The 26397-nt window shown below is 55.4% G+C and carries 31 protein-coding genes, 1 pseudogene and 1 riboswitch; of the genes and pseudogenes, 23 read left to right on the top strand and 9 right to left on the bottom strand.

Annotation, left to right across the window (positions count from 1 at the left end; all coding sequences use genetic code 11):
- Nucleotides 1-14: 14 nt before the first annotated feature.
- Together NSQ51_RS11160 and NSQ51_RS11155 are read right to left on the bottom strand one after the other, a co-directional pair.
- Nucleotides 15-449 carry an endolytic transglycosylase MltG gene (locus NSQ51_RS11160; protein ID WP_033014624.1) on the bottom strand — a complete coding sequence of 145 codons (435 nt, stop codon included), beginning with the start codon at nt 447-449 and terminating at the stop codon, nt 15-17.
- Nucleotides 446-787, bottom strand: a complete 342-nt coding sequence (locus NSQ51_RS11155) for a hypothetical protein (protein WP_033010212.1) — start codon at nt 785-787, stop codon at nt 446-448. The genes NSQ51_RS11160 and NSQ51_RS11155 overlap by 4 nt, the downstream gene beginning before the upstream one ends.
- Nucleotides 788-953: 166 nt before the next feature.
- Between NSQ51_RS11155 and rpmG the strand changes: the two genes are divergently transcribed.
- From rpmG to NSQ51_RS11130, 5 genes are all read left to right on the top strand, one after another.
- Nucleotides 954-1103 (top strand): 50S ribosomal protein L33, encoded by a 150-nt coding sequence (gene rpmG / locus NSQ51_RS11150; protein WP_011231931.1) that lies wholly within the window; start codon nt 954-956, stop codon nt 1101-1103.
- Between the two features lie 58 nt (nt 1104-1161).
- Nucleotides 1162-1731, top strand: a complete 570-nt coding sequence (locus tag NSQ51_RS11145) for a 5-formyltetrahydrofolate cyclo-ligase (protein WP_049625178.1) — start codon at nt 1162-1164, stop codon at nt 1729-1731.
- Nucleotides 1721-2497 (top strand): DUF92 domain-containing protein, encoded by a 777-nt coding sequence (locus NSQ51_RS11140; RefSeq protein WP_049625177.1) that lies wholly within the window; start codon nt 1721-1723, stop codon nt 2495-2497. Before NSQ51_RS11145 ends, NSQ51_RS11140 begins: the two co-directional genes overlap by 11 nt.
- 76 nt (nt 2498-2573) lie before the next feature.
- Nucleotides 2574-2750, top strand: coding sequence for a hypothetical protein (locus tag NSQ51_RS11135; protein ID WP_162839640.1), 177 nt, complete (start codon nt 2574-2576; stop codon nt 2748-2750).
- A gap of 205 nt (nt 2751-2955) precedes the next feature.
- Complete coding sequence (locus NSQ51_RS11130; protein WP_049625176.1) at nt 2956-4128, top strand: rhomboid family intramembrane serine protease; 1173 nt, start codon at nt 2956-2958, stop codon at nt 4126-4128.
- On the opposite strand, the gene NSQ51_RS11125 is transcribed toward NSQ51_RS11130, so the two are convergent.
- On the bottom strand, nt 4125-4994 hold the full coding sequence (locus NSQ51_RS11125) for a hypothetical protein (RefSeq protein WP_033014617.1): 870 nt from the start codon (nt 4992-4994) through the stop codon (nt 4125-4127). The genes NSQ51_RS11130 and NSQ51_RS11125 overlap by 4 nt on opposite strands.
- 125 nt (nt 4995-5119) lie before the next feature.
- Here NSQ51_RS11125 and NSQ51_RS11120 point away from each other — a divergent pair, with 125 nt between their 5' ends.
- From NSQ51_RS11120 to NSQ51_RS11105, 4 genes are all read left to right on the top strand, one after another.
- Nucleotides 5120-6583 (top strand): spore germination protein, encoded by a 1464-nt coding sequence (locus NSQ51_RS11120; RefSeq protein WP_049625175.1) that lies wholly within the window; start codon nt 5120-5122, stop codon nt 6581-6583.
- Nucleotides 6584-6678: 95 nt separating this feature from the next.
- Nucleotides 6679-6891, top strand: coding sequence for a YqgQ family protein (locus NSQ51_RS11115; protein WP_033014816.1), 213 nt, complete (start codon nt 6679-6681; stop codon nt 6889-6891).
- A 10-nt stretch (nt 6892-6901) separates the two neighbouring features.
- Entirely contained in the window at nt 6902-7855 is a 954-nt protein-coding gene (locus tag NSQ51_RS11110) for an ROK family glucokinase (protein ID WP_033014814.1), read from the top strand.
- A 101-nt stretch (nt 7856-7956) separates the two neighbouring features.
- Nucleotides 7957-9120 carry a M14 family metallopeptidase gene (locus tag NSQ51_RS11105; protein WP_033014614.1) on the top strand — a complete coding sequence of 388 codons (1164 nt, stop codon included), beginning with the start codon at nt 7957-7959 and terminating at the stop codon, nt 9118-9120.
- Nucleotides 9121-9221: 101 nt separating this feature from the next.
- Here the strand turns inward: NSQ51_RS11105 and NSQ51_RS11100 are convergent, their stop codons facing one another.
- Nucleotides 9222-9398 carry a DUF2759 domain-containing protein gene (locus tag NSQ51_RS11100; protein ID WP_033010201.1) on the bottom strand — a complete coding sequence of 59 codons (177 nt, stop codon included), beginning with the start codon at nt 9396-9398 and terminating at the stop codon, nt 9222-9224.
- Between the two features lie 178 nt (nt 9399-9576).
- Between NSQ51_RS11100 and NSQ51_RS11095 the strand changes: the two genes are divergently transcribed.
- Nucleotides 9577-10209 carry an MBL fold metallo-hydrolase gene (locus NSQ51_RS11095; protein ID WP_049625174.1) on the top strand — a complete coding sequence of 211 codons (633 nt, stop codon included), beginning with the start codon at nt 9577-9579 and terminating at the stop codon, nt 10207-10209.
- 479 nt (nt 10210-10688) lie between these two features.
- Nucleotides 10689-11815, top strand: a pseudogene (locus tag NSQ51_RS11090) (SAM-dependent methyltransferase).
- A gap of 34 nt (nt 11816-11849) precedes the next feature.
- Here the strand turns inward: NSQ51_RS11090 and NSQ51_RS11085 are convergent.
- Nucleotides 11850-12092, bottom strand: a complete 243-nt coding sequence (locus NSQ51_RS11085) for a DUF2626 domain-containing protein (protein ID WP_033010198.1) — start codon at nt 12090-12092, stop codon at nt 11850-11852.
- 156 nt (nt 12093-12248) lie between these two features.
- Entirely contained in the window at nt 12249-12947 is a 699-nt protein-coding gene (locus NSQ51_RS11080; RefSeq protein WP_011231918.1) for a helix-turn-helix domain-containing protein, read from the bottom strand.
- Nucleotides 12948-13139: 192 nt separating this feature from the next.
- On the opposite strand from NSQ51_RS11080, the gene comGA reads away from it, so the two are divergent.
- The 8 genes from comGA (at nt 13140) to NSQ51_RS11040 (ending at nt 17556) form a co-directional block, all read left to right on the top strand.
- Nucleotides 13140-14213, top strand: a complete 1074-nt coding sequence (comGA, locus tag NSQ51_RS11075) for a competence type IV pilus ATPase ComGA (RefSeq protein WP_011231917.1) — start codon at nt 13140-13142, stop codon at nt 14211-14213.
- Nucleotides 14210-15238, top strand: a complete 1029-nt coding sequence (comGB, locus tag NSQ51_RS11070; protein ID WP_033016395.1) for a competence type IV pilus assembly protein ComGB — start codon at nt 14210-14212, stop codon at nt 15236-15238. The genes comGA and comGB overlap by 4 nt, the downstream gene beginning before the upstream one ends.
- Nucleotides 15239-15279: 41 nt before the next feature.
- Nucleotides 15280-15576, top strand: a complete 297-nt coding sequence (comGC, locus tag NSQ51_RS11065; RefSeq protein WP_080706542.1) for a competence type IV pilus major pilin ComGC — start codon at nt 15280-15282, stop codon at nt 15574-15576.
- On the top strand, nt 15566-16003 hold the full coding sequence (gene comGD / locus NSQ51_RS11060) for a competence type IV pilus minor pilin ComGD (protein ID WP_033016398.1): 438 nt from the start codon (nt 15566-15568) through the stop codon (nt 16001-16003). Before comGC ends, comGD begins: the two co-directional genes overlap by 11 nt.
- Nucleotides 15987-16313, top strand: coding sequence for a competence protein ComG (locus NSQ51_RS11055; RefSeq protein WP_121650004.1), 327 nt, complete (start codon nt 15987-15989; stop codon nt 16311-16313). Before comGD ends, NSQ51_RS11055 begins: the two co-directional genes overlap by 17 nt.
- 23 nt (nt 16314-16336) lie before the next feature.
- Nucleotides 16337-16738 carry a competence type IV pilus minor pilin ComGF gene (gene comGF / locus NSQ51_RS11050; RefSeq protein ID WP_230581369.1) on the top strand — a complete coding sequence of 134 codons (402 nt, stop codon included), beginning with the start codon at nt 16337-16339 and terminating at the stop codon, nt 16736-16738.
- 108 nt (nt 16739-16846) lie between these two features.
- Nucleotides 16847-17236 (top strand): competence type IV pilus minor pilin ComGG, encoded by a 390-nt coding sequence (gene comGG, locus NSQ51_RS11045; protein ID WP_033016402.1) that lies wholly within the window; start codon nt 16847-16849, stop codon nt 17234-17236.
- 140 nt (nt 17237-17376) lie between these two features.
- Nucleotides 17377-17556: a YqzE family protein gene (locus tag NSQ51_RS11040; protein WP_033016405.1), complete on the top strand. Its 180-nt coding sequence runs from the start codon at nt 17377-17379 to the stop codon at nt 17554-17556.
- Between the two features lie 95 nt (nt 17557-17651).
- Here the strand turns inward: NSQ51_RS11040 and NSQ51_RS11035 are convergent, their stop codons facing one another.
- Complete coding sequence (locus NSQ51_RS11035) at nt 17652-18446, bottom strand: YqhG family protein (protein WP_033016406.1); 795 nt, start codon at nt 18444-18446, stop codon at nt 17652-17654.
- The gene (locus NSQ51_RS11030) at nt 18433-20097 is read right to left on the bottom strand and encodes an SNF2-related protein (RefSeq protein ID WP_033016407.1); all 1665 of its coding nucleotides are present in this window, start codon (nt 20095-20097) and stop codon (nt 18433-18435) included. The genes NSQ51_RS11035 and NSQ51_RS11030 overlap by 14 nt, the downstream gene beginning before the upstream one ends.
- Nucleotides 20098-20315: 218 nt before the next feature.
- Nucleotides 20316-20404, top strand: a riboswitch (glycine riboswitch).
- A gap of 188 nt (nt 20405-20592) precedes the next feature.
- On the opposite strand from NSQ51_RS11030, the gene gcvT reads away from it, so the two are divergent.
- The 4 genes from gcvT to NSQ51_RS11010 all read left to right on the top strand — a co-directional run bounded on the left by gcvT (nt 20593) and on the right by NSQ51_RS11010 (nt 25900).
- Entirely contained in the window at nt 20593-21690 is a 1098-nt protein-coding gene (gcvT, locus tag NSQ51_RS11025; RefSeq protein ID WP_121650005.1) for a glycine cleavage system aminomethyltransferase GcvT, read from the top strand.
- A gap of 31 nt (nt 21691-21721) precedes the next feature.
- Entirely contained in the window at nt 21722-23068 is a 1347-nt protein-coding gene (gene gcvPA, locus NSQ51_RS11020; RefSeq protein ID WP_049625172.1) for an aminomethyl-transferring glycine dehydrogenase subunit GcvPA, read from the top strand.
- On the top strand, nt 23061-24527 hold the full coding sequence (gene gcvPB, locus NSQ51_RS11015; protein ID WP_121650006.1) for an aminomethyl-transferring glycine dehydrogenase subunit GcvPB: 1467 nt from the start codon (nt 23061-23063) through the stop codon (nt 24525-24527). The genes gcvPA and gcvPB overlap by 8 nt, the downstream gene beginning before the upstream one ends.
- A gap of 182 nt (nt 24528-24709) precedes the next feature.
- On the top strand, nt 24710-25900 hold the full coding sequence (locus NSQ51_RS11010; RefSeq protein ID WP_064213575.1) for an ROK family transcriptional regulator: 1191 nt from the start codon (nt 24710-24712) through the stop codon (nt 25898-25900).
- Between the two features lie 58 nt (nt 25901-25958).
- On the opposite strand, the gene NSQ51_RS11005 is transcribed toward NSQ51_RS11010, so the two are convergent.
- Entirely contained in the window at nt 25959-26333 is a 375-nt protein-coding gene (locus NSQ51_RS11005) for a rhodanese-like domain-containing protein (RefSeq protein ID WP_033016410.1), read from the bottom strand.
- Between the last annotated feature and the right edge of the window lie 64 nt (nt 26334-26397).

The raw sequence follows: 26397 nt of genomic DNA, 5'->3' as shown, positions 1-26397 counted from the left end.
CCTCCTTCTTTCCGTTATGGTTTAGCAATCAAGCGGCTGATCGCCGCATAATCCATATCGCTTCGCACGTTATAGGCGCCGGGGCGGATCGAGCGCGTCAGCCCGTGCTGTTGCAAATACTCGCGAAACGTGCGAGCGCTTTGAATAATGCCGGCATCCTCAAGCTCTTTGGCGAACGTTTCCGGAGTGTCGCCTTTTTGGATGACAAGGCGGTATATGTATACTGTTTTCGCCGGTTGCGCAGCCGGCTGTTCAGCCGACGTTTGCCGGCCGCGGCGAAGTTGATCGTATTCGCTTTTCGCAATGGCAACAAGCCCGCGTTGTTCGAGAAACGCTTGCACTTCCGCTTCCGTCGGCGCATCGGGGGCGGAATGATAATACGAGACGCCGATGAATGACGTGGCAACAAGCAGGCCGAGAGCAAAGGCGCGCATCGTCCGTTTCTTCATCGCAGCAATCTCCTCACGATCCGCTCGACCTCGGCAACCGTCAAACCGGTCTCTTGCGCAATCTCTTCGAGCGGAAATCCTTGTTTATGCAAAAAGAAGATGCGCCGCTCGGTGTCGGAAAAAGGACCGCGGCGGGGCGGGCGCCGGCGCTCAGGGATGAGCAGTTCCTCCTCGATGACTTGCAGCCGTTTTTTCATTTGATACGTTTCTTGCGCCAACGAGACAGCCAGCTGGTCAATTTGTTCTTCAAGCGGCTTCCATTCGTCTTTGGCGAAAAAGGAAAGGACAAGCAAAAGAATCGATAAGGCCGCCAAGGCGATGATCGTGTATTCTACCATCATGAATCCCTCCTCTTTTCACTATATCATATCGCATTCTATTTGTGGCCGGTCTTGTGGAAAAAGATAAAATGGAGGGAAATGAAATTTAGAGGTGGAAATCGTCGCAGAAAAATGCTATCATAGAAAGGTCTGATTATATAAAGCACGTTTGGAGGGAAAAAGGATGCGTGTGAACATTACACTGGCATGCACAGAATGCGGCGAACGCAACTATATTACGTCCAAAAATAAACGCAACAACCCGGAACGTCTTGAACTGAAAAAATATTGCCCGCGGGACCGCAAAGTTACGTTGCACCGCGAAACGAAGTAAGCAGTAGGAACGCCATTCCTGCTGCTTTTTTATCTTTCGGGCAGAAAGGGGAGCGACGATGGACCGCAAACGGGAACTGCGCCGTCATATGCTCAGCCGGCTTCGGCAGCTTCCGGCGCCTGAAAAACGAGTTTGCGACCGGCAAATTGCCGGTTATTTATATCAATGGACGCCGTGGAAACAAACCCGGGCGATCGCCATCACGGTGGCGCGGGAGACGGAAGTGGATACGGCGCCGATCATTGAACAAGCTTGGAGGGAAGGAAAAAAAGTCGGCGTGCCAAAATGCGACCCAGCGGCGAAAACGATGACGTTTCGGCGGATCGTGTCGTTTGCCCAGCTTGAAGAGGCGTATGCCGGGCTGCTTGAGCCGATCGAGGAACAAACGACGGCGATGGATCGCGAGGAGTTTGATCTCATTATTGTTCCAGGAGTGTGTTTTGCCAAAAATGGCTTTCGGATCGGCTACGGCGGCGGGTATTATGACCGGTACTTGCCGGGGGCGGCGGCAGTGACGGCGGCGCTTGCCTATTCGTTTCAAGTGGTGGACGACATCCCAGCAGAAGAACATGACGTGCCGGTAGAGTTCATTATTACCGATAAAGGGGTCATTCGCTGTGAGCGGTGAATGGGCGTATATTGCTGCATCCGCCATCGCAGCCGGCGGCGGGTGGCTACTGCGCTTGCTGTCCGTCTCGGGAGCGGCGGCGACCGTTGTTGTCGGCGCCTTGGTTGGGTATGGTTTTTCATGGAGCGGGCTATGGTTGCTAGGATTATTTTTTGCCAGCTCCAGCTTTTTCAGCCATATCGGAAGGCGGAAAAAGGAGAAACTCGCCGAAAAGGTGGCAAAAGGGGGGCGGCGTGATGCGGTCCAAGTGCTGGCCAACGGTGGAGTGCCGGCTGCGCTCGGACTGCTGGCGGCGCTGCTCCCTGACCCGGTTTGGAACGAGCTGTTCGTCGTCGCGGTCGCGGCGGCGAACGCCGATACATGGGCGTCGGAAATCGGTGCCTTGAGCCGGCGTCCGCCGCGGACATGGCCGAGTTTTCAGCCGGTCGAGGCCGGCACTTCCGGAGCGGTGACGCTCCTTGGCACGGCCGCTTCCCTTGCTGGGGCGCTGTTCATCGCCGCCAGCGGCGCGTTGCTCCTTCCCGCTGCACCGTGGCTCCCCCTTGCACTGTTCGGCTGGTTTGGCAGCTGGCTGGATACATGGCTTGGCGCCGCCTGGCAGACCGTTTACCGCTGTCCGGTATGCGGGATCGCCACCGAGCGAAAACAGCATTGCGGGCGGATGACCGTTCAGGTGAAAGGATGGCGCTGGCTTGACAACGATGCCGTCAACGTCTTGTCGGCTGCCGGTGCGGTGCTTGCCGCCGCCCTTGTGCTGGGGCGTTAGGCCGTCTGCTTCATAATTAAGGGGAAAAAGGGAAAAAGAATAACGAGCATGTCATATTGATGAAGGGGGAACACCAATGAACAAATGGTCGTACTCGCTGTTGGCGGTCGCAGCCGGATGGCTCACCTATCGTTATCGTTACCGAATGGCTGACTGGGCGTTGCGCATTCCGCCGCTGCGAAAGCAGCTTGTTCGCTTTGCGCTCAACATTCCGGCGGTGCGCAACGCGGTTGTGTCGCAAATGTTGCGCTAGAGAGGCGGTGGCCGGCTGGCCGTTTTATGATGCCGCGAACGGGAAGCTGGCCACCCTTATCGTCGATTTCAAAGCGGGCGGGGGGGAAAAAGCGCGCCTGGGGCGGGAACGGCACAGCCTCCCTCTGGCTTGCGCTGGATCATCCAGACAGCCGGAGCTTTGCTGTCCGCTGGGTTCGGCCTGCTGGAGAAAAGGAGAGAAGAACATGGTTGGAACGATGGATGTATTGTTTTGGCAGCTTGTTCATCTTTTGCTTCGCGGCGGTTACCGCATCGCGCGGATGGCCGAACGCGGGGATGAAGTATGGCTCGAATCGGCCCGCTGGCGGCGGCCGACACTCATCCGCCTCGTCCGCGCCGATTTCGACTGGAGTCGGTCGTTGCGTCTTGATATGGAATATACGTGGCAATTCATTCGGCGGATGGACGGACGGGCAACCGGCAGAGGAGGCCGGGTTGTCAACGTATACATCATGGCGTATCCGCCGGTTGATGACTGGGAGTTTCTCATTGACGAACCGCTGCCGCTTTTAGGGACGGGCGATGGCGCGTTTCATACGCTTCTCATTCATAGCGGCAACATCAATGACATGCTGCCGCGGCTCGAGGAGATGACCGGGGCGACGCTCCGCCCGGCTCCATCTGCGGAAGAGGAAGACCCGTTCGCCGCCGCCGAGCGTTTCAAACATCAAGTGCTGACGGAATGGCGCCGTCAACGGGAGGAAGAGCGGCGCATTTTTGAATACGGCAGGCCGGTGTTCACTCGGCTGCTGATGATCGTGCAAGTCGCTATGTTTTTTGTTCTCGAGTGGAGCGGCGGCAGCACGGACCCCAACGTCTTGATCCGGTATGGCGCCAAATTCAATCCGCTCATTGAGGCGGGGGAATGGTGGCGATTTTTGACGCCGATGTTTTTGCATATCGGGTTTTTGCATTTGTTGACGAACACGTTTGCGCTGTATTATTTAGGGACGACGACAGAGCGGTTGTACGGTTCGCTTCGCTTTTTGATCATTTATGCAACGGCTGGTTTTTTCGGAACGCTGTCGAGCTTTTTGTTCACTCCATCGATTTCGGCCGGGGCGTCCGGCGCCATTTTCGGATTGTTTGGGGCACTTCTTTATTTTGGGACGGTTTACCGGCATCTATTTTTTCGGACGATGGGCATGAACGTAATCAGCTTAATCGTCGTCAACCTGCTGTTTGGCCTGCTTGTTCCCGGCATTGACAACGCCGGCCATATCGGCGGGCTTGTCGGCGGCTTTCTGGCAGCGGGTGCTGTCCATTTGCCGAAGCAGACCGCTTCGGGGCGGCAGGCCGGCGCATTGGCCGCCGCGTTGTTATTGGCAGCGTCCGGCTTATGGCTTGGTTTCCGCTAAGGAACTTGGATGAGCATGACTTTGTCTCCATTTTTCGCTTCAAGCAAAACAAGGATTTGACCGTAATCTTTCCGGATCAAAATAAGCGGCACCGTGCTGCCGATCGGCGAGAGGATGGAGCCATCCTCTTTTTTTATGCCGAGAACGTATGACTTATAGATCCCCTCCCATAGGCGGCCGATGATCGTCTGTGTTTTTGTCATCGACAAGCCGGGCAGCGGTTGTTCCGTATAAGCGACAAGCTCCGGCAAATAAAGGGCGTAGTAGTCTTCTTTCGATAGCGAAAAATGGGAAAGCAGCTCGTCCGCCTTATGGCGGAGAAATTCGTTCGTTGCCTTGTTCAAGACGCGCTGCCATTCGCGCTCGGCGTCCGTTTTCGGCCGGCGGAATGATGCGAGCGGATGGTATGGCGAGTCGATGACATACAAATACGCGCTTGACATCGTTTGGCTGCTTGTGATCGTTTCGCCCTTGTGCAGTTCACCATGATGGAACGAAATGGCTTGGAAAAAACGGCTGTCATGCATAATTGCTGTTTTTTCCATAGCGATCGTTCCGGTGTTCGTCTCCCATCGGGACAATACATCAACCAATCGGCCGTCAGCAAACAGCAATGAAACGTCTTGCCGCAAATAGGCGCGGCGATTCAGCGTGGAGATAGTGGACCAACGCAGCGAATAGCGCCCGCGCTCTTTGTTTGTTGCAAGCGCAAGAGTGGTTTTCGCTTCGGTGAACACCGCCTCGCGGTCAAGCGGGAAAAATTTAATCGTTTCCTCGGTGCGCTGACGCTCCCACCACGAAAACAGCGCAGCTATAGCGGCGAGAAAAAACGCTGCTCCTACGGCGGCCAACAACCATCGTCTCATGGCATCCTCCCTGAGCGGACAAGTTTCCACCAATATATGCATAGAAAGGGACATTTATGTATGAATTTCCTGCTGGTTGTCTATGATGGGGAGTATACAGTAACACGAGATGCAGGGGGATGGCGATGGACAAACGTGTGCCGAAACGGCCAGCTTCATGCCGTCTCCAAGACAATGCGGCTTACTTAGCCGAGCGGCTTGGGGTCGGCAAAAGCTTTGATGTCATTCGCCTCGACGTCGAGTATGGCGGCCGGGCGATGGCATTGTTTATGATTGACGGGTTTGTGAAAGACGATATTTTGCATTATTTAATGAGAAATTTGTCCCATCTAGACGAGAGCGAACTGGACGCTGATCCGCTCGAAAAACTGTTAAAAAGGCATCTTCCTTATGTAGAAATCGGGCAAACGAACGATCTCGAGGAGGCGGTCGCCGCCGTGCTTTCCGGACCGACGGCACTCGTCGTTGATGGCGTGGATCGCATCCTTTTAATTGACGCCCGCACCTATCCAGTGCGCGGCCCGCAGGAGCCGGACACTGAGCGGGTAGTGCGCGGGGCGCGCGACGGGTTTGTGGAAACGATCATCTTTAATACGGCTCTCATCCGCCGCCGCGTCCGCGACCCGTCGCTGCGGATGGAGTATGTACAGGTGGCGCGCCGCTCGAAAACGGACATTTGCATTTGCTATATTGAAGAAATTGCCGACCCGGAACTTGTCCGCCGCGTCCGGCAGTCGATTTCCGCCATCGATACGGACGGGCTCGTGATGGCGGAAAAGACGGTTGAAGAGTTTATTTCCGGGCGGCATTGGAACCCGTACCCGGTCATTCGTTATACGGAGCGTCCTGATACGGCGGCCGCCCATTTGTACGAAGGGCATGTGCTCGTCATCGTTGACGGGTCGCCAAGCGTCATTATCACCCCGGCAACGTTTTGGCATCATTTGCAGCATGCCGAAGAATACAGGAACAAGCCGATCGTCGGGGCGTATTTGCGGCTCGTTCGCTTTTTGGCTGTCTGGGCGTCGGTGTTTTTGTTGCCGCTTTGGTATTTATTGATGACGGAGCCGAAACTGCTGCCGGGGCCGCTGCAGTTTTTAGGAAAGGCGAAATTAGGCGATATTCCGCTTTTTGCTCAAATTTTGATGATCGAAATCGGCATGGATATGCTGCGAATGGCCGCCATTCATACGCCGTCCTCGCTGGCGACAGCGCTCGGTTTGGTGGCGGCGCTTATGATCGGCGGCATTGCCGTGGAGGTCGGCCTCTTTTCCAACGAAGTGATTTTATATTTCTCGGTTGCCGCCATCGGCACGTTTGCGACGCCAAGCTATGAGATGAGCTTGGCGAACCGGCTCGTCCGCATTGCTTTGCTCATTTTGTCGGGCCTGTTCGGCCTGTACGGCTATGTGCTCGGCCTTACCGTTTGGATCATCTCCTTGGCCCGGATGTCGTCGTTTGGCATCCCGTATTTATGGCCGTTTATTCCGTTTTCTTATCGGGCGATGCGCGATGTGCTCATCCGCTCGCCGATGCCGCTGAAAAACCGGCGACCGGCGATTCTTCACCCGCGCGACCCTGACCGCTGACGCAGGTGCTGATTTTTAGCGCCTGCGTTTTTTGTCTTGACGGCTGCGGATATTTGCCGATACACTAAAAAGGGAGAAAAGGAGAATCGATGACGATGAAGACAGTATACGATGTGCAACAGCTGCTCAAACAGTTTGGCACGATCATTTATGTCGGCGACCGGATCGCCGATTTGGAGCTGATGGAGGAGGAAGTGAAAGAGCTGTACGAGTCTCAGCTCATCGATGTCAAACAATTGCAGGCTGCGTTATTTGTTTTGCGGCAGGAAGCGCAAATCGAGCGGGAAAAACGAATGAGAAAAGGATGAGGGAATGGCGATGGAACAATGGTTGGTAGGCATCGATCTTGGCGGCACGACGACGAAGATGGCGTTTATTACAGAAGACGGAATTATTGTACACAAATGGGAAATTCCAACAGACACGTCCAACCGCGGCGAACGGATCGTCGCCCATATCGCCCGGTCGTTGGATGAAACGCTCGCCCGGCTTGGCGGAACGAAAGAACAGCTGCTCGCCATCGGAATCGGCGCCCCCGGGCCGGTTCAGGAAGAAACAGGAATGCTGTATGAAGCGGTCAATCTAGGATGGAAACACTACCCCTTAAAACGACAGCTCGAAGAAGAGACAGGGCTGCCGGTGGCCGTCGACAATGACGCGAATATCGCCGCCCTCGGCGAAATGTGGAAAGGGGCCGGGGGAGGGGCGCGCCATTTGCTGTTTGTGACGCTCGGCACCGGCGTTGGCGGCGGCGTAATCGCCAACGGGGCCATCGTGCGCGGGACGAACGGCGCCGGTGGAGAAATCGGCCATATGACGATGGTTGCAGACGGCGGCGCGCCGTGCAACTGCGGCAAAACGGGCTGTTTGGAAACGATTGCGTCGGCGACCGGCATTGTGCGGATTGCCGGCGAAAAGCTGGCTGCCAGCGAGCGTCCGAGCGCGCTCCGCGGCGGCGATGTCACCGCCAAAGCTGTGTTTGACGCCGCCAAAACGGGGGATGCGCTCGCGCTTGAGGTTGTTGAGGAGGTGACGCGCTATCTCGGTTTGGCGTTGGCGAATGCGGCTAATGTGACCAATCCGGAGAAAATTGTGATCGGCGGCGGTGTCTCGAAGGCGGGGGCACTGCTCGTTGAGCATGTCGCCGCCCATTTCCGCCGCTATGCTTTTCCGCGTGTCGCCGCCGGAGCGGAGATCGTGCTGGCAACGCTCGGCAATGACGCCGGAGTCATCGGCGGCGCCTGGTTGGCGAAATCGCTCATCGGCGCCTAAACCGCAACGGCTTGCTCCCTTGCTGGAGCAAGCCGTTGTTTTCATTTTTTGGCGCCTGCCGCATATGTTGAAGGTAGAAGAAAGGGAAGGGGAGATGGCGCATGCGCGTCCAAGCATGGCCTGGCGATACGCTTGAAAAATACGGGCAATGGTTTTCAGTGCCGACGGAGTTGATTGTAGACGCCAATCCACATGTCGACAAAGGAAGGCTGCGTCCCGGACAGACAGTCGCTATTCCGGGATATGGCGTCATCGAGTCATGGGAAACACTCTCCCGCAGTCTATCGCTGCCGATCGAGGCGTTGCGGCGGATGCCGGGGGCGATGGCGGTCATTGACGGAACAGCGCCGCTGCCTATGCGGATCGCCGCTCCTGTCGTTCGCAGCGTCCGGCCGTACGATTTTGCCGCTTTGACGGAGGATATTGACGCGATCGTCCGCCATTACCCGTTTGTGCGCCAGCGGACGATCGGATACAGCGTGCTCGGTTTGCCGCTTGTTGAGCTGCAAATCGGCCGCGGCCCGGTGCGCGTCCATATGAACGGATCGTTCCATGCCAACGAATGGATTACAACGGCAGTATTAATGGCGCTCATCGACGACTATGTGCGGGCGCTTGTCAATGACGACATGTTGGCCGGCCGCCGGGTTCTCGAGTATTACCATAAAACGACTCTTTCCGTCGTGCCGATGGTCAATCCCGATGGCGTCAATCTTGTGTTGAACGGTCCTCCCGAGAAGGAGCCGCACCGGAGTGAAGCCATCCGCATTAACGGTGGGGCCGCTGATTTTTCCCAGTGGAAAGCGAACATTCGTGGCATCGACTTAAACAACCAGTTTCCGGCCCGCTGGGAAATTGAACAGGCACGCAAACCGCCAAAGGGACCGGCGCCGCGTGATTTTCCCGGCTTCGCCCCGCTCACCGAGCCGGAGGCGAAAGCGATGGCAGCGCTGGCTGAAGAAGGGGATTTTGCAATGGTTGTTGCGTTTCATACACAAGGAAAGGAGATTTATTGGGGGTACGAAGGATTGGAGCCGCCAGAAGCGGAGGCGGCCGTCAAGGCGATGGCCGAAGCGAGCGGATACCAAGCGATTCGCTATATTGACAGCCACGCCGGCTACCGCGACTGGTTCATTCAGACATGGCGGCGCAGAGGCTATACGGTCGAACTCGGAGAAGGGGTCAACCCGCTACCGCTCTCGCAATTTGCGCAAATATACCGCGACAGCCTCGGTTTGTTTTTGGCTGCGCTCGAAATGGCTTGAAGGCGGCGTTTGCGGAGAAATGCCGCATGGGCTGCCAATTGCATCGCAATGCTCTGAAAGGTGTGAAAAAACGCAAGAGGCTCCGTCCGCCTCTTGCGTTTTCAGTGTGTGCCTGTCGGAATGCCGTGGTGCAAAATCGTCATCACTGTAAACCAGCCGAAAACCGCCGCTGTGCCAAGCCCAAATAAAAATCCGAGCACATTTTTCTCGCGCAGCGTGCGGAGCATGCCGTAAAGGGCGAGCAACGTCACGAGCGCAAAAATAATGACTGTACCCATCCGTTTTACCCCCTTGTGAAACAGTATGTACAAGCGAGCTCATTCTTTTTCATTGTAATCTTTTTTTTTTCTTTTGTCGAGGTCTGTTCCGCATTTGCATGTTTCTCTTTCATCGGCGGGAGAAAAACGGTAAAATAAGGATAACGCTGACCATGCCAACGATAAGGAGGAGACGGTGATGGAATGGACGCGCATTCCTGTCGGCCCGATTCAGGCGAACGCCTACTTGTTGTCGGCCGCGGACGGTGCATGTGTCATCATTGACCCTGGAGCGGAAGGAGCAACGATCGTGCGCCGAATTGAAGAAAAGAAATTGACCCCGCTGGCGATTTTGCTGACGCATGCCCATTTTGACCATATCGGCGGCATTTCTGATGTGCTCGCCCGCTGGGATATTCCCGTGTATGTGCATGAAAACGAAAAATCATGGCTGCAAGATCCGGCGCTCAACGGTTCACTTTATTTCGGCGGTCCGGTCGTTGTCCGTTGCGAGCCGACATGCCTTACAGGGCGGACGACGTTGACGATCGGTCCGTTTGTGTTTGACGTGCGGGAAACGCCTGGCCATTCGCCGGGCAGCGTCTCGTATTACTGTGAAGCCGCGCAGCTCGTATTTTCAGGCGATGCGCTGTTTGCCGGCAGCATCGGGCGCACCGATTTGCCGGGCGGCAACCACCAGCAGCTGTTGGCAAGCATTCACCGCAAGCTGTTGACGCTGCCTGAAGAGACGTTGGTTTTGTCCGGGCATGGACCGGAGACGACGATCGGCATGGAAATGGACACCAATCCATTTTTGCACGGGTTTTCTTGATTTCCCGACAGCCGCCGCACGGCAGGGCTTCCGGAGAGGGCATGGAAACAGGCAGACAGGCGTCTGCCTGTGAAGCCTGCAAAATAAAAAAACCCCTCTCAGCCGCGCCAAGAAGGGTTTTTGGGGGATGTTCTATCCATAATAATGGGAGGGGATATAGTTAAGCTACTACTGTAACCATATACCATTATTTTCACTATGTCAATAGTAAAAATAAAAAATTTAACTTCCCTCCGAAAGAAGTCTCCTACTTCTAAACGTGAAGGTGCGCCAGCACCAGTGAAAGTGGGAGATGAATTTCGGTTGGTGTTAGCCAACGAATATGATAGAATATGGCTAGAACGGACACCTTCGGAACGAAGGGAAGCGTAAAGGGTTCTTGTGTGTGGCTTACCGTTCAGCGAACACACACAAGTCGCTTGAAGCCCCCACCTCTAAGCGAAGCGTAGGTGGTGGGTAGTTCACGGAAGGAAACCATCATGGGACAACTGTACGAACAAATTGCCGCGGCGCCGGGAGGGCGGGTGTCATACGCCGATTATATGAACATGGCGCTTTATGACGCACAGGCGGGCTATTATATGCGCGAGCGGACGAAAATCGGCAGGAAGGGAGATTTCATTACGAACAGCTCGTTCGCTGCCGTATTCGGAAAAGCGCTTGCTTCGTTTTTCATTCGGATTGTCGAGCGGGGCGGCCTGCCGCCGGCGATTTGCGAGTGGGGGGCGGGGATGGACGTTTGGCGCTGGCGATATTGGAAGAATGGGAGAAAAAAAGCCCTGATACATACCGTGAGTTGTCGTATACGATCATCGATCAAAGCCTGTTCCACCGTCAAAGGCAGCGGGAAACGCTTCGCGCGGCTGCCGATAAAGTGGAGCAATATGACAACGTCTCTCGCTGGCTCGCCGAGCGTGGGCCGTTTTCTGGGATCGTATTCAGCAATGAATTTTTTGACGCACTCCCGGTTCATGTGATTGCAAAGGAACAAGGGATTCTTTATGAATGTTTCGTCGCCGCCCGTGACGGTCGGCTCGTCGAGGAAAAGGAGCCGCTTTGCAATTTGGATATTGCCCGCTACTTGGCTGAGCGCGGCCTCTCGCTTGCCGAAGGGCAGCGCTTGGAAGTGCCGCTCGCGGCAAGATCATTTTGGCTTGACATCGGGCCGCAGTTTCGCCAGGCGGTGATGGTGACGATTGATTATGGTTATACGGACGAACAGCTGCGGGCGCCGGCGCGGCGGCACGGCAGCTTGCGGGGTTATTTCCGCCATCGGCTCGTCCCCGACCCGCTTCACCGTCCTGGGGAGATGGATTTGACGGCCCATGTACAATGGGATGCCATCCGCTTGTACGCCCGGCAGACCGGGTGGGAGGAGGTGGCGTTTCTCCGCCAAGATCGGTTTTTGCTTGCTGCCGGTCTCTTGGACGAATGGGCAGTTTCCAAAAGCGCGGAGTTGTTTGCCCCGCCGAGCCGGGAAGACCGGATGCTTCGCGCGTTGGTCGCCGATGACGGCATCAGCCGTTTTTTCGATGTGCTCATCGGACAAAAAGGCGTGAAGCTTCCCATCCCGGACATTTGGGCGGCGCCGGAATTTTTGCCATAAAGACAAACAGGCAGAGAACGGGCTCTGCCTGTTTTCATTCGCCCATGCCGGGCACCATCATGAACGTCGTCCAGTATGTAAAAGCGGCAAAGAAAATCGTCAAATACGCCCCGAAAATGTAAATGTACATTCGCTCGGTCAGTTTCAAAAAGCCGACGAAAAGGAAAAACACGGTTTGGCCAAAGAAGATGAGCGATGTCGTATGCATATGGCCAAGATAAAACATGACGGCAAAAATGCCAGTCCAAAAAGCCAAGACGCGGAACATGCGATCCATTATGTATCCCTCCTTTTTGAGCAATCCATTGGTCTTTACTTATTATAATGTACAATGATTGGGAATGTAAATAACGCTTTCGGACAAGTGGTAAGAAATGATGCCAATGCCGGCCGTTGCTTGCTTCAGACAAAAAAGAAGGAAGGAGGGACGCTGTCACGGACGGATGATGGTGCGGTAGGCGCAGCGGTGGCTGCCTTCCATCATATTTTCCGTTTCCGTTACTTCAGCACCGGCAAACAGCGTCTCGACCATTCCCTCCAAAAAAGCGTGGTGCATGCCGCAGACGGTATCAGGTGCTTGCGCGGCGATTTCTTTGAACGGGCAGTTGAAAATATCGAGGTATAGCACTCCTTTTTCTTCATCATAGTGCAATTGCGGCAAAAATCCAGCCGCTTCGGCCGCCTCTTCCATTATGGCGATTTTGTCCGCCATGGTGAGCGCGCTCGCTGTGCCGTTATGCGGCAAACGGCTGGCGATGAGCTCACGGCCGAACCGCTTTCCTGTTTCACGCAACGCCTCGCTTCCAATGGGACCGAGTTTGGCCATCGTTTGAATGGCGATGCGGGCGAGGAGTTGATAATCGCGGAACGGAAAATACAGCCCGATCACTTCGTCGGACAGGCGGTACAGCCGGCTCGGCCGCCCGCCTTTTCCCGTTTTTTGCGTATCCGATACGACCATGCGAACGTCTTCAAGCTTCGTTAAATGCAAGCGGGCAACGTTTGGATGGATATGAAATTTTTCTGCGATTTCTTGAACAGAAACTTCGCGATGCACTTTTGCCATATATTCATAAATATGAAATCTTGTCGGGTCAGACAATACGCTTGTGATTTTCAGCGTTTGTTCCATTGGTTTCCCTCCTAAATGAATCATTGATATGGTTATTATAATGAAATCGTCCAAAGCGAGGAATGATTTTTGTCACTATTGGCAGTGAGTGGACTGACATTCAAAAAAATTTCACAAAAAAGCTGCGCCAAAAGCAGGATAACGACTCATGCTCGTCGAAATACAAAGCAGTCTGTCGAAAGGAGGGAATATGTGCTGAACGAGATCGAACAAACGGCAAACCGCCTTCTCGCCGAAGCGGTGCAGCGCCGCGCCTCGGATCTTCACCTCGTTCCGCGCCGCCGCGATGCCGCTGTTCGTCTTCGGCTTGATGGCATGCTTGTCGACGTTGGCGTGCTTTCGAAGGAAACGGCGGAACGTCTCATCGCCCACTTTAAATTTTTAGCCGGCATGGACATCGGGGAACGACGCCGTCCGCAAAGCGGCGCCATGGAAGTGGCTGAGTTTGGGGAAACGGTGTATTTGCGTTTATCGACATTGCCGACGCTCTACGATGAAAGCCTCGTCATTCGGCTTCTGCCGCAGCGCTTCTCTCTGCCGCTTCGCGAACTATCTTTATTCTTCCGCTCCACCGCACGATTATTTTCCTTCATGCAGCATCCGCAAGGGCTTGTGCTGTTGACCGGCCCGACGGGGTCGGGAAAAACGACGACCCTCTACACCCTTCTTGATCTTTGCCAAGCTGAAAGGCAACGCAACATCATCACGCTTGAAGATCCGATCGAAAAACAGAACGAACGATTGTTGCAAGTGCAAATCAATGAAAAAGCAGGCATCACATACGCCGCCGGGTTAAAAGCGGCGCTGCGCCATGACCCGGATGTGTTGATGGTCGGCGAGATCCGCGATCATGATACGGCGGCCATTGCCATCCGTTCAGCGTTGAGCGGCCATTTGGTCGTCTCGACGATGCACGCCGCCGATGCAGTCGGCGCCGTCTACCGGCTGCATGAATTCGGCATTCCGCTCGGCGATTTGGCCGAGACGCTGCTTGCCGTCTCTGCCCAGCGGCTTGTCGAGCTTTGCTGCCCGCTGTGCGGCGACGATTGCCATCCATCGTGCGGCCGTCTTGGACGACGCCGGCGCACGGCTGTTTATGAGTTGCTTTGCGGTTCAGCGCTGGAGGACGTGATTCGTTCCCTCTCCAATGGGAGAGGGAAGCCAAAGCGCTCTTATATGACGCTGGCGCGCTTGATCCGCAAGGGGATTGCGCTCGGCTACCTGCCCGTTCGCATGCTTGAGCTCGTCGGAGGGGGAGAAAGATGAAACGCAAAATGTGGCCGCTCGCTGAACAGGCGTTGTTTTTCACTCGGCTCGGCCGGTTGCTCGAGCGCGGTTACCCCCTTGGGCAAGCGCTTGAGTTTTTGGCCATTCAGGCTCCCACACACCGCCGGATGGAAGTGGAACGCTGTTTGCAGCAGCTGCGCGCCGGGCTGCCGCTGTTTGCGGCTGTCGAAGCGCTGTCGGTCGACCGCATGGCGGTTAACCTTCTCTTTTTTGCCGAACGGCATGGCGATTTACCGCGCGGCATGGCAGAGACAGGGGAAGCGCTGGCGCAAAAAGCGCGCTTCTACGAGCAGCTTCACCGCTTCAGCCGCTATCCGCTGTTCCTTCTTTCTTTGCTCATCATCATGCTCGTCTTGATGGAATGGTGGCTGCTGCCGCAGTTTGAACGGGCGGCGGCGGCGTTTTCTCCACAACGCGGGCACACCGCTTGGCTGCTTGCGGTGGTCGCCCATGCCCCTATGGCGATGGCGGCCATCGCCGTCTTGGCGGTGTTCTCTGGGCTGTTTTACACCGCTTATTTCCGCCGCTGGCCGGTCTCCCGAAAACTTCAATTCGCCTTGCGAATTCCAGGGCTTGCTTCGTTTCTGAGACTGTTCCTCACCTGCCTGACTGCCCGACAGCTCGGGCGCTTGCTGCAGGCCGGGTTGTCGGTTTATGATGCGCTCGGCGTGTTCAGCGAGCCGTCGTCCTGGCCATTTTTGCAAATGGAAGGCCGGCGCCTTCGCCACGGGTTGATGAAAGGGATGGCGCTTGACAGATTAATCGGCGCCGCCCGCTATTACGAACAAGAGCTGGCGCTTGTCATCCGCCACGGCCAGTCGAACGGCGAGCTTGGCAAAGAACTTGAACATTACAGCGAGTTTTTGCTGCAGATGATCGAAAAACGGGCCGAGGCTGCGCTGAAGCTCGTGCAGCCGCTTTTGCTGTCGGTTGTCGGGGCGCTGATTGTCGGCATGTATTTGGCCATTTTGCTGCCAATGTTTTCGATGTTGAACAGCTTGTAAAACAAGCGATAACTACATTTGTCGAGCGAGGAGGAATAGTTGTGAACCAAAAAGGGTTTACGCTCATTGAAATGTTGATCGTCCTGATGGTCATTTCCGTGCTGCTGCTCATTGCGATTCCGAACATTGCGAAACATAACAGCATGATTAACGAAAAAGGGTGCGAAGCGTTTCTGAACACCGTGCAGGCGCAAGTGAAGGCATACGAGATGGAACATAACAAAATTCCGACGGTGCAGGAATTGCTCGCTGGCCGCTATATCAAGTCGGACAAATGTCCGAACGGTCATGCCATCCAAATCAGCGCGAACGGCGATGTGAGTGAAAGTGGCTCGTAACGGCGGGTTTACGCTGCTTGAAATGCTGGTCGTTTTATCGGTCGTCCTTTTGCTGTCGGTGTTGGCTGTTCCGGCGTTCGGTGGGGCGGTGCGCCAGCAGGAGGAAGCGCATATGCTGGCCGTGCTGCGCGTCGACTTGTACAGCGCGCAGCAGCACGCCATCGCCCATCGGAGGAAGGTGTCCGTCTTTTTCAGCAATGGACGCGGTGAGTATAGGGCGGTCGAAGGAGGAAGCGGCCGGACAGTCGTTGTCCGCTCGCTTCCTGCGCCTTGGCGGTTTCAGCTCGGCACGCTCCGTAATCCGCTCATCTTTACCGATAATGGCAATATCGAGCAAGCGGGAACTGTTTGGGTGAAAAGCGGCCGGGGCAGCTACAAGGTGACGTTTTTGCTCGGGAAGGGGCGGTTTTATGTGCAAAAAATGTAGCCACGGATTTTTGCTCATGGAAGCGTTGTTCGCGTTGGCGCTGTTATGGACGGCGGCCGCCGTTTTTCTGCCTATGTTGATGCAAATGGAGCTTGAACGGAACAACCTCGCTCTTGAAGAACAAGCGCAGCGGCTGCTGGCCATTGCGCTGTATGAGGAGCCGCTTGTTGGTGAAACGAAGGCATCGATTGGGCGGACGGTGTTTCGGCTTCGGGCGTATGAGGAAGGAGGGCGGATGTGGAAAGTCTGTGTGCGTTGGAACGATTATGCCGGCCGCGAAAAAGAACGGTGCGGGTACAGCAAGCGATAGGAAGTAAGGAAGGCGGGTTTGCATTGCTTGAGGCATTGATGGCCTTGGCTGTTGCTTTAGCGGTGGCCGCGGTCATCCCGGCGCTGCTTGCTGTCCGCCCGCTCGCCGCAGAGCCGAGCGACGGATTTGCGCGCTTGGAATGGAGGCTGTTTTTGCAGCAGCTGCAAATCGAGTTGAATGAAGCGAAAAAATGGTCGACGGATGGCCGTGTGCTGTACTTACACAAATGGAATGGCGAGACGGTCAGTTTCTCGTTGGTTGCACCAAAAGCGGAACTGATTCGTCAAGTGAATGGAGCAGGCTACGAGACGGCGCTCCGCCATGTGCGGGCGGTGTCCTATCGCATCGGCGCCCATGGCTTGTTTTTGCAAGTGACAGCCGATGACGGCAAGGTGTGCGACGCGTTTGTGGCGCGGATGTTTTAGGCAAGGCGGCGCTAAGCCTGGAACGAAGCGAGCGCATCATTGAGGCTTTATGGCCTCATGCTTTGCGCGGTGTCGGCAAGGAGGAAAAGACGCAAGGGGGGAGGACAAATGGGCCGCCAAGATGGGGTGATTTTCCCGCTTGTCGCGGTCGTCGCGTTGCTGCTAGCGTTTTTTATGACGAATGCCGCACTTTTATACGAGGCGGAGCAGAAGGCGGCGCACGCCGTCCGGCAGGCGGCTGAGGCGGACGAGCTCGTGCAAATGGCGGTGTTTGATGTAAAGGAACAAATTGCAGCAACGGCTGCTGTGACAACGAAACAGGAAGGAAAGTGGACGTATCCGCGCGGGGAGGCGGTCTGCCGGTGGCAAAAGGAAACGGAGGCGAGCGTCCGGGTTTTCTTGACGGTTCGCTCGGCGGCCGGACTGCAGCGGACGGTCGCCTTCACCGTTGCCCTTCCATCGCTCGATATTACGGAATGGACGGAGCAAAACGGGTGAACTGCTCCGCCGGCCGAAATTCATCTCCCGCCTACTCATCGGGCTGTGCCATTTACGTTTCTTGAGGAGGGGACTTCTTTCGGAAAACGGTTAAAAAAGGAAAGATGAGGAAAAACTAAAAGAAAAAAGGGGGGGCTTCGATGGCAGTCAACGACTATGTCAAATTTGTCACCCAGCGGTTCGTCACGTATATGGATATGCCAAAAGAGGAGCGGGCGCGGCGGCGGAGCGCGCGCAAACAAGAGCGGCCGCCGCTCTCTTACCGCTTGTTCGGCATCGTGCCGCTTTCGCTCCGTTTGTTGTTTCGGCGCCGCCTGTAATGGGCGCCCGCTGGCTTGCAGCCGGCGGGCGTTTTTGATGGGGAGGGATGGCGGAATCCGCGCCGGGCTCAGGCGCAGGCTTTTCGCACGGCAGCTCACGATGTGCGAGGCAGCAAGTAAAACAGCCCGCCGTTAATGACGGAAACGGTGATGCGCGGCTTGTACTGTTTTTCAAGCGCTTCTTTCTCGATATAATAACACTCCGGCTTTTCTTCCGTCTCTTTGTAAAACTCATCAAGCAAAGCTAAATCGTCGGCCCAGCGCCGGCGCGCTTCCTCGGCCCATGCATGATCGTCGGCGGCAATGCGGCCGCGGATATATTGCTCGAGGCGGGCGATGCCGCTTGGCGGCTTAATGAGCGGCGAAATTGTAAAACAATAGTCCGGGATTTTCGGCGTCAGCCGGCGCGCGCGGAGCCGCTCGTGGAACGATTCGATGATCGTGCCGCTGATGAGATGAAGGCCGAGAGAGACGATGGCATCTTTTTTTCGGTCGCATTCGTAGGAAATGACAACGTTCATCCCAAGCCATGGATGAAGGGCGGCATGGCTGGCGAGCGGGGCGTCCGGCTCTTCGTACAAACGAATGAAGCTGCCGCGTTTTTGCGCCGAGCGGAACAGCTGATGCAGCCGCGGCGCCCCGAAATGAAGCCGGTCGCCTTTCAGCTTTTCCGTCCGTTCGCTCGGGCGGGTAATCAGCGTGAGCTGCATCGGCTGCGGGACGCCGCCCGTCCGTTCGATGTAATGCCAGTAAAACGGCCGGTTCATCAGCTCTTTATCCATTTCTGGCGTCAGCTGGACCGTCATATAGTCGTCATTCGCTTCCAACAACGTGCACCCGTTGGCGGCAAAATAACGCTCCACAAAACGACGGATTTCATGTTGCTGCATGCCGTTTGCCTCCTTCCTTTCCGAGCTGCTCCGCCAGCTCGATCATCGCGACGATGTTTTCCATTTTGATTTTCATCTCCCCTTCGCTCCGTGAATGAACGAAGGCGTCTTCGAAGTAGCGTTCCAAGTTGGCGAGGTTCATTTTCGCCAAAATGTCGTCCAGCTCGCCGACTACCCGCTCGAACAAGCGGATTTTCTCATAGAGAAGCGTTAAAATATGCTCTTCGACTGTCTGTTTGACGGCGAAGTTGTAAATGTAAACGTCATCTGTCTGCCCGAGGCGATGGACGCGGCCGATCCGCTGCTCAAGGCGCATCGGGTTCCACGGCAAGTCGTAGTTGATGACATAGCGGCAAAATTGCAAGTTGATGCCCTCGCCGCCCGCTTCGGTGGCGATGAACACTTGGGCGTGGTGTTTAAACAGTTCCTGCATCCAGTCTTTTTTGCCGCGCCGGAAGCCGCCGCGAAACGGGACGGATGAAATGCCGTGCTGTTTTAAAAACCATTGCAAATACAGCTGTGTCGCCCGGTATTCCGTAAAAATAATCACCTTATCGTTAATGGAGCGGATCAGTTCAAGCGCTTTTTCCGCCTTTGAATTCGTCGTGACGGCGTTGATTTTTTCCAGCACCTGCTCAAGCGCTTCAGGAATGGCTCCTTCGCATTTCTCCATCATATTTTTTATGGTTAAAAACAGCGCTTCACGGCTGCTGCACGCCTCGCGAAGCAGCGTAATGAGCGAAAACGAACCGGCGAACGGCTCATGGCGGAGCGCCCTCACTGCTTCGTACAGTTCGCGCTCTTCATCCGTAAACTCGATCAACACCGGCTCGACATGGCGCTTCGACCATTCGATCGGTGTATCGGCGCGGCGGTTGCGGATCATTACTTTGTTGACGAGCGCTTTTAAATGCTCGTTCGCCTGCACCGCCCTTGTTTTGCCGTATGTTTTGGCAAACTGCTCGGCGTTGCCTAAATGGCCCGGCTTCAAAAGTGAGACGAGGTTGAAGATTTCCTCAATCCGGTTTTGAATCGGCGTCGCCGTCAGCAACAAACAAAACTTCTTTTTTAAATTTTGCACAAACTCGTAGTTTTTCGTTTTGTTGTTTTTCAGTTTGTGCGCCTCGTCGATGATGATCATATCGTATGGCTGTTCGTAAATGATGGAGCGGTGCGGCTCCTTTTTCGCTGTATCGATCGAAGAAACCACAATGTCGCATTGTTCCCAGATGTAGCTCTTTTTTTGCTGGACGGCCGGGATGAAAAACTTTTCGTTCAATTCTTTCACCCATTGTGAAACAAGGGAGGCGGGAACGAGAATGAGCGCTTTTTTCACAAGGCCGCGAATCATATACTCTTTTAGGACGAGCCCGGCTTCAATCGTTTTGCCAAGTCCGACTTCATCGGCCAAAATCGCTTTGCCGTTCATCTCTTCAACGACGCGGCGCGCCACTTCGAGCTGGTGCGGGAGGATCGTCAAATGCGGCAAGTGCTTAGGCGCCTGCAGGCCGTCAAATTCCGGCACGCTTAAATGATGGGCTGCCTCTAACGCCAGCTCATACATTTCCCAGCTTGCCCACGGCCCGTCTTTTTCAATGCGCTCAAGAAATTCCTTTTTCCACGTCTCGTCCATTTCGATCGCAATGTTCATGTCCATCCCCTTCCCTTGTAACGAATGTTTATTCCGTAAAAACCCTCTTTGTTAGACAAAACAAGAACATTTTGATGACTAATTTCTATAAAAGTTCGATCATTTCCTATTGCCCTTTTTGAGTGGTTAATGGTAGTATAAATTTAGAACATTCGCATGAATGGCGGTCAAGGGCGTTTCTTAGTATGCCCGCTTTGGAAAATTTTATTGATCGGCGGATGACGGCAGGGGGAGAGACTACGGAATGTAGCGCCGAAGGAGCAAGCGGAAACGCGAATCTCTCAGGCAAAAAGACTCTTGCTTGACGCAGCTCTGGAGAGCGCCTGCCTATCGGCGGGCCACCCAAGGGGAAACCGTCGGGACCTCGCTGCCGCCAAGGCGCAGGCAAGCGGCCGACGGGAAACTTTCAGGTGCCAGGACAGAGCCTCTCTTTTTCGCAAAGGGGGGAGTCTGTCCTTTTTTGCGTCATGCATTTCGATGAGGGAGGGAATCGCCTTGTTAAAGCGCACGCCGCTATTTCCGGTATACGCCCGTTACAACGCCAAAACAGTCGAATTTGGCGGCTGGGAAATGCCGGTGCAGTTTGCAAGCATCAAGGAAGAGCATGAAGCGGTAAGGACGCGCGCCGGACTGTTTGACGTCTCCCACATGGGGGAAATTGCGGTCCGCGGCCGCGGAAGCCTTGCCTTTTTGCAAAAACTGATGACGAACGATGTCGCCAAGCTTCGTCCAGGGCGGGCGCAATACACGCTCATGTGCAACGAAGATGGCGGCACGGTCGATGATTTGCTTATTTATCAAAAAGGAGAGAGCGACTATTTGCTTGTCGTCAACGCCGCCAATACGGAAAAAGATTTTGCCTGGCTGAATGAGCACATCGATGCGGATGTCGAGCTTGACAACGTTTCAGCGCAAACGGCGCAGCTTGCTCTGCAAGGACCAGCGGCCGAACGCGTGCTGCAAAAATTAACCAATCTGGATTTGCCGGCGATGCGTCCGTTTTCGTTCCAAGACAATGTGGAAGTGGCCGGCGTAAAGGCGCTCGTCTCGCGCACCGGCTATACGGGCGAAGACGGGTTCGAGATCTATTGCCAGGCAGAGGATGCCATCACGTTATGGGAGGCCATTTTAACAGCCGGGGCCGAAGACGGCGTCCTCCCATGCGGACTGGGAGCGCGCGATACGCTCCGGTTTGAGGCGTGTCTGCCGCTTTACGGCCAAGAATTGTCCGAAACGATCTCCCCGCTTGAAGCCGGGCTCGGGTTTGCCGTCAAAACGGAAAAAGAATCGCCGTTTATCGGCCAGGCCGCGTTAAAGCGGCAAAAAGAAGCCGGACCGCCGCGGCGGCTTGTCGGCATCGAGATGATGGACCGCGGCATTCCGCGCCATGGCTGCCGGGTATTTGCCGGGAGCGCTGAAGTCGGATTCATTACGACCGGCACGCAGTCGCCGACGCTGAAGAAAAACATCGGGTTGGCGCTCGTGACAGCGGATGTTGCCGCAACCGGTCAGGTCGTGGAGGTGGACATTCGCGGCAAGCGCTTGAAGGCGAAGATTGTACCGATCCCGTTTTACAAGCGGACGAAGTCATAAGCAAGAAGTCATAAGCAAGGAGGAAAATACGGTGCTCCATCGTTATTTGCCGATGACGGAAGAAGACAAGCAGGAAATGTTGCGAACGATCGGCGTTGCATCCATTGATGAGCTGTTCGCCGACATTCCAGAACAAGTGCGTTTTCGCGGCGAGTTGAACGTGAAACCGGCGAAGTCGGAGCCGGAGCTATGGAAAGAGTTAAGCGCGTTAGCGGACAAAAACGCCAACGCCAAGCAATATGTTTCCTTTTTAGGAGCGGGCGTGTATGACCACTATATTCCGGCCGTGGTCGACCACGTCCTGTCGCGCTCCGAATTTTATACGGCGTATACGCCGTACCAGCCGGAGATTTCCCAAGGCGAACTGCAAGCCATTTTTGAGTTCCAAACGATGGTATGCGAGCTGACAGGCATGGATGTCGCCAATTCGTCGATGTACGACGGCGGCACGGCGCTCGCGGAAGCGGTGCTGCTTGCTGCCGCTCATACGAAGCGGACGAAAGTGCTTATTTCCGCGGCCGTTCACCCGCAATACCGCGATGTCGTGCGCACGTATGCGAAAGGGCAGAGATTAGAGGTAAAAGAAATTGCGTACGACGGCGGTGTTACCGATCTTCAAGCGCTTGAAGCGGAAATAGGGGATGACGTGGCGTGTGTGGTCGTCCAATACCCGAACTTCTTCGGGCAAATCGAGCCGCTCAAGGCGATGGAGCCACTCGTCCATGAAAAGAAAAGCCTGTTCATTGTCGCGAGCAATCCGCTTGCCCTTGGCATTTTGACCCCGCCCGGCGCATTGGGGGCGGACATCGTCGTCGGCGATATGCAGCCGTTTGGCATCCCGATGCAGTTCGGCGGCCCACATTGCGGGTATTTCGCTGTCAAAGCGCCGCTGATGCGGAAAATTCCAGGCCGGCTCGTCGGGCAAACGAAAGATGAAGACGGGCGCCGCGGGTTTGTGTTGACGCTGCAGGCGCGCGAGCAGCATATCCGCCGCGATAAAGCGACATCCAATATTTGCTCGAACCAGGCGCTGAATGCCCTCGCCGCCTCGGTGGCTCTCTCGGCGCTCGGAAAACGGGGCGTAAAAGAGATGGCGACGATGAACATGCAAAAGGCGCATTATGCGAAACAGGCATTCGAACAGCACGGGGTTGTGTCGCCGTTTGCCGGTCCATTTTTCAATGAATTCGTCATCCGGCTCAACCGTCCGGTTTCTGAGGTGAACGCCCGCCTGCTCGAAAAGGGGATCATCGGCGGCTGCGACCTTGGCGGTGATTATCCGGAACTTTCCAATCATATGCTTGTTGCTGTCACCGAACTGCGCACGAAAGAAGAAATCGATCGGTTCGTCAATGAATTGGGGGATTGCCATGCATAACGATCAACCGCTTATTTTCGAACGAAGCAAGCCGGGACGGATCGCCTACAGCCTGCCGGCGCTCGATGTTCCGGCTGTCGATGTCAGCGAGCTTGTGCCGCCCGATTATTTGCGTTCTGAAGAACCGGAGCTGCCGGAAGTATCGGAGCTCGATTTGATGCGCCATTACACGGCGCTTTCCAAGCGAAACCACGGCGTTGATTCCGGGTTTTACCCGCTTGGATCGTGCACGATGAAATACAATCCGAAAATCAATGAAAACGTCGCCCGTCTCGCCGGGTTTGCCCACATCCACCCGCTGCAGCCGGAAGAAACGGTGCAAGGGGCGCTTGAGTTGATGTACGACTTGCAGGAGCATTTAAAAGAAATCACGGGCATGGATGCGGTCACCTTGCAGCCGGCCGCCGGCGCCCATGGCGAGTGGACCGGGCTCATGATGATCCGCGCTTACCATGAGGCCAACGGCGATTTCAACCGGACGAAGGTAATCGTCCCGGATTCGGCGCACGGTACGAATCCGGCGTCGGCAACCGTTGCGGGGTTTGAGACAGTGACGGTCAAATCGACTGTCGCCGGCCTTGTTGATTTGGAGGATTTGCGGCGCGTCGTCGGCCCTGACACAGCGGCGCTCATGCTCACGAACCCGAACACGCTCGGGCTGTTTGAAGAGCAAATCGTCGAAATGGCGGAAATCGTCCATGCAGCGGGCGGCAAGCTGTACTATGACGGCGCGAACTTAAACGCCATCCTCGGCAAGGCGCGCCCCGGCGATATGGGCTTTGACGTCGTCCATTTGAACTTGCATAAAACGTTCACCGGCCCGCACGGCGGCGGAGGGCCAGGATCGGGCCCGGTCGGGGTGAAAGCTGACCTTGTGCCGTTTTTGCCGAAACCGGTCATCGCCAAAGGGGAAAACGGCCGTTGCTACCTTGACTACGACCGTCCACAGTCAATCGGCCGCGTCAAGCCGTTTTACGGCAATTTCGGCATCAACGTCCGGGCGTACACGTACATCCGCTCGATGGGGCCGGACGGTTTGAAAGCGGTGAGCGAATACGCCGTTTTAAACGCCAACTATATGATGCGCCGTCTTGCCGAGTATTACGATTTGCCGTATGACCGCCATTGCAAGCATGAGTTTGTCTTATCCGGCAAGCGGCAAAAGAAACTTGGCGTCAGAACGCTTGACATCGCGAAACGGCTGCTTGATTTCGGCTTCCATCCGCCGACCATTTACTTCCCGCTCATCGTCGAAGAGTGCATGATGATTGAGCCGACCGAGACGGAGTCGAAAGAGACGCTCGATGCGTTCATCGATGCGATGATTCAAATTGCCAAGGAAGCGGAAGAAACTCCGGAAATCGTTCAAGAAGCGCCGCATACGACGGTCGTCAAGCGGCTTGATGAAACGACCGCAGCGCGCAAGCCGATTTTGCGCTATCAAAAGCCGACAAACTGATCCGTGATACCGACAAACGGCTCGCCCGACAGTGGGCGGGCCGTTTCGTTTGGGGACAGCTGCATTGCTATGGCGGCATTGACAGAAAAGTCGAGTTAGTTTATTATATAAACTAATAGCAATGGCTGATCCATCATTCGCGGTGCATACTAAAAGTCATGACGAAAAGGATGACCGAAAACGTGAGGACAGGGAACATCACTCTTGTCAAAAAAATAAATAAACAGCTCGTCCTGAAATTGATCCGCGACCAACACCCGATTTCACGCGCCGATATTGCGAAAACGACCGGACTGAATAAAGCGACGGTTTCAGCGCTCGTCGATGAGCTGATCGCCGAGCATTTTGTCCATGAAAGCGGCATCGGCGTCTCCACAGGCGGACGCCGGCCGCTCATGCTCCGCTTTAATGCCGACGCCGGTTCGCTTGTCGGCGTCGAGCTCGGCGTTAACTATTTGTACGCCGTGGTGACGAACTTAAATGCTGAAATCATATGGGAGCAGCGGCGTTCGTTCCGCCCGTCCGAAGGGCAGGAGGCGATTGTCGGCGAGATGGCCGAATTGGTTGAAGCCGCGGTCCGCCGGGCGCCGACGACGCCGTACGGCGTAATGGGAATCGGCATCGGGGTGCCGGGCGTTGTCCATACGGAAAGCGGGACGGTGATTTTTGCGCCGAACTTGCGTTGGGGCGATGTGGCGTTGGCATCGGCCTTGCAAAAGCGATGGCCGCAATATCCGGTCATCGTCGAAAACGAGGCGAAACTGGCGGCGCTTGGCGAAAAATGGTTCGGCGCCGGCAAGGAGTTTGCCCATTTTGTGTATATTAGCGCCGGCATCGGCATTGGCGCCGGCGTCGTCCTTCATCATCAGCTGTATCGCGGGGTGAACGGGCTAGCGGGCGAGATCGGCCATCATACGATCGATGTCAACGGCGTCCGCTGTACTTGCGGCAATACCGGCTGCTGGGAAATGTACGCTTCACAAAAATATATTGAACGCCGTTTGGCCGAAGAAGGCCGTTCGGAGTGGCTGGACGACCGCTTTTCCATCGCCGCGATGGCGCTGGCGGCGGAAAGCGATGAACCGTTGGCCGGCATTTTGGAGGAAACGGGGCGTTATCTCGGCATCGGACTGTTGCAGGTGATCTACGCGTACAATCCGGAGGCGATCATTATCGGCGGCCCGCTTGCTCAGGCCGGTGATTTCGTGCTTGATGCAGCGCGCAAAGAGGTGAGGGAGCGCATTCTCGTCAAAAAAGAAAGCGAGCCGTCTATCATCTCCTCCAAGCTGAAAGAGAAAAGCTGCGCCATCGGCGCGGCTGCTTCGGTGCTTGAGGCGGTCGTCCTGCCGCCGGAATTTGAGACGGCTCCTTGACGGCCGCAACAGCAAAGGCGCCTGCCTAGTCCGGCAGCGCGCCTCTTTTTGCCGATCGCTACGCTTTTTTCTTCACTTTCCCGGTCCACGTTTTAAATCCGCCTTTTAAATGGTACAAATCGCGATACCCTTTCCGGTAAAGCATTTGTGCGGCCCGCCCGCTGCGCAGCCCGTTTTGGCAATATAAATAAATCGGCTGGTCTTTGCGCAATTCTTTCATGCGCATGCGCAGTTGGGTCAGCGGGATGTTGCGCGCCCCTAAAATATGTCCAGCCGCAAACTCATCCGGTTCACGGACATCGATCAATTGCGCCTTCCGGTAGCCGGCGCGGAACTCTTCTTCTGTCAATGCTTTGACAATTCTCTTCTGCCAGAAGTACGTAATGACGGAATACACGATGACCGCCCCGAGAATAATGAGCAATGCTTCCACCCGTCATGCCTCCTTTCGCTTTGTCCGCTATTTCCTATTATATAGAGTTGCCGCTCGGAAGCAA

The sequence above is a fragment of the Geobacillus sp. FSL K6-0789 genome (assembly GCF_038593135.1).
Taxonomy (GTDB): Bacteria; Bacillota; Bacilli; order Bacillales; family Anoxybacillaceae; genus Geobacillus; species Geobacillus stearothermophilus.
Note: the sequence above shows the minus strand (reverse complement) of the source record. Positions and strands in the feature narration are given on the sequence as shown.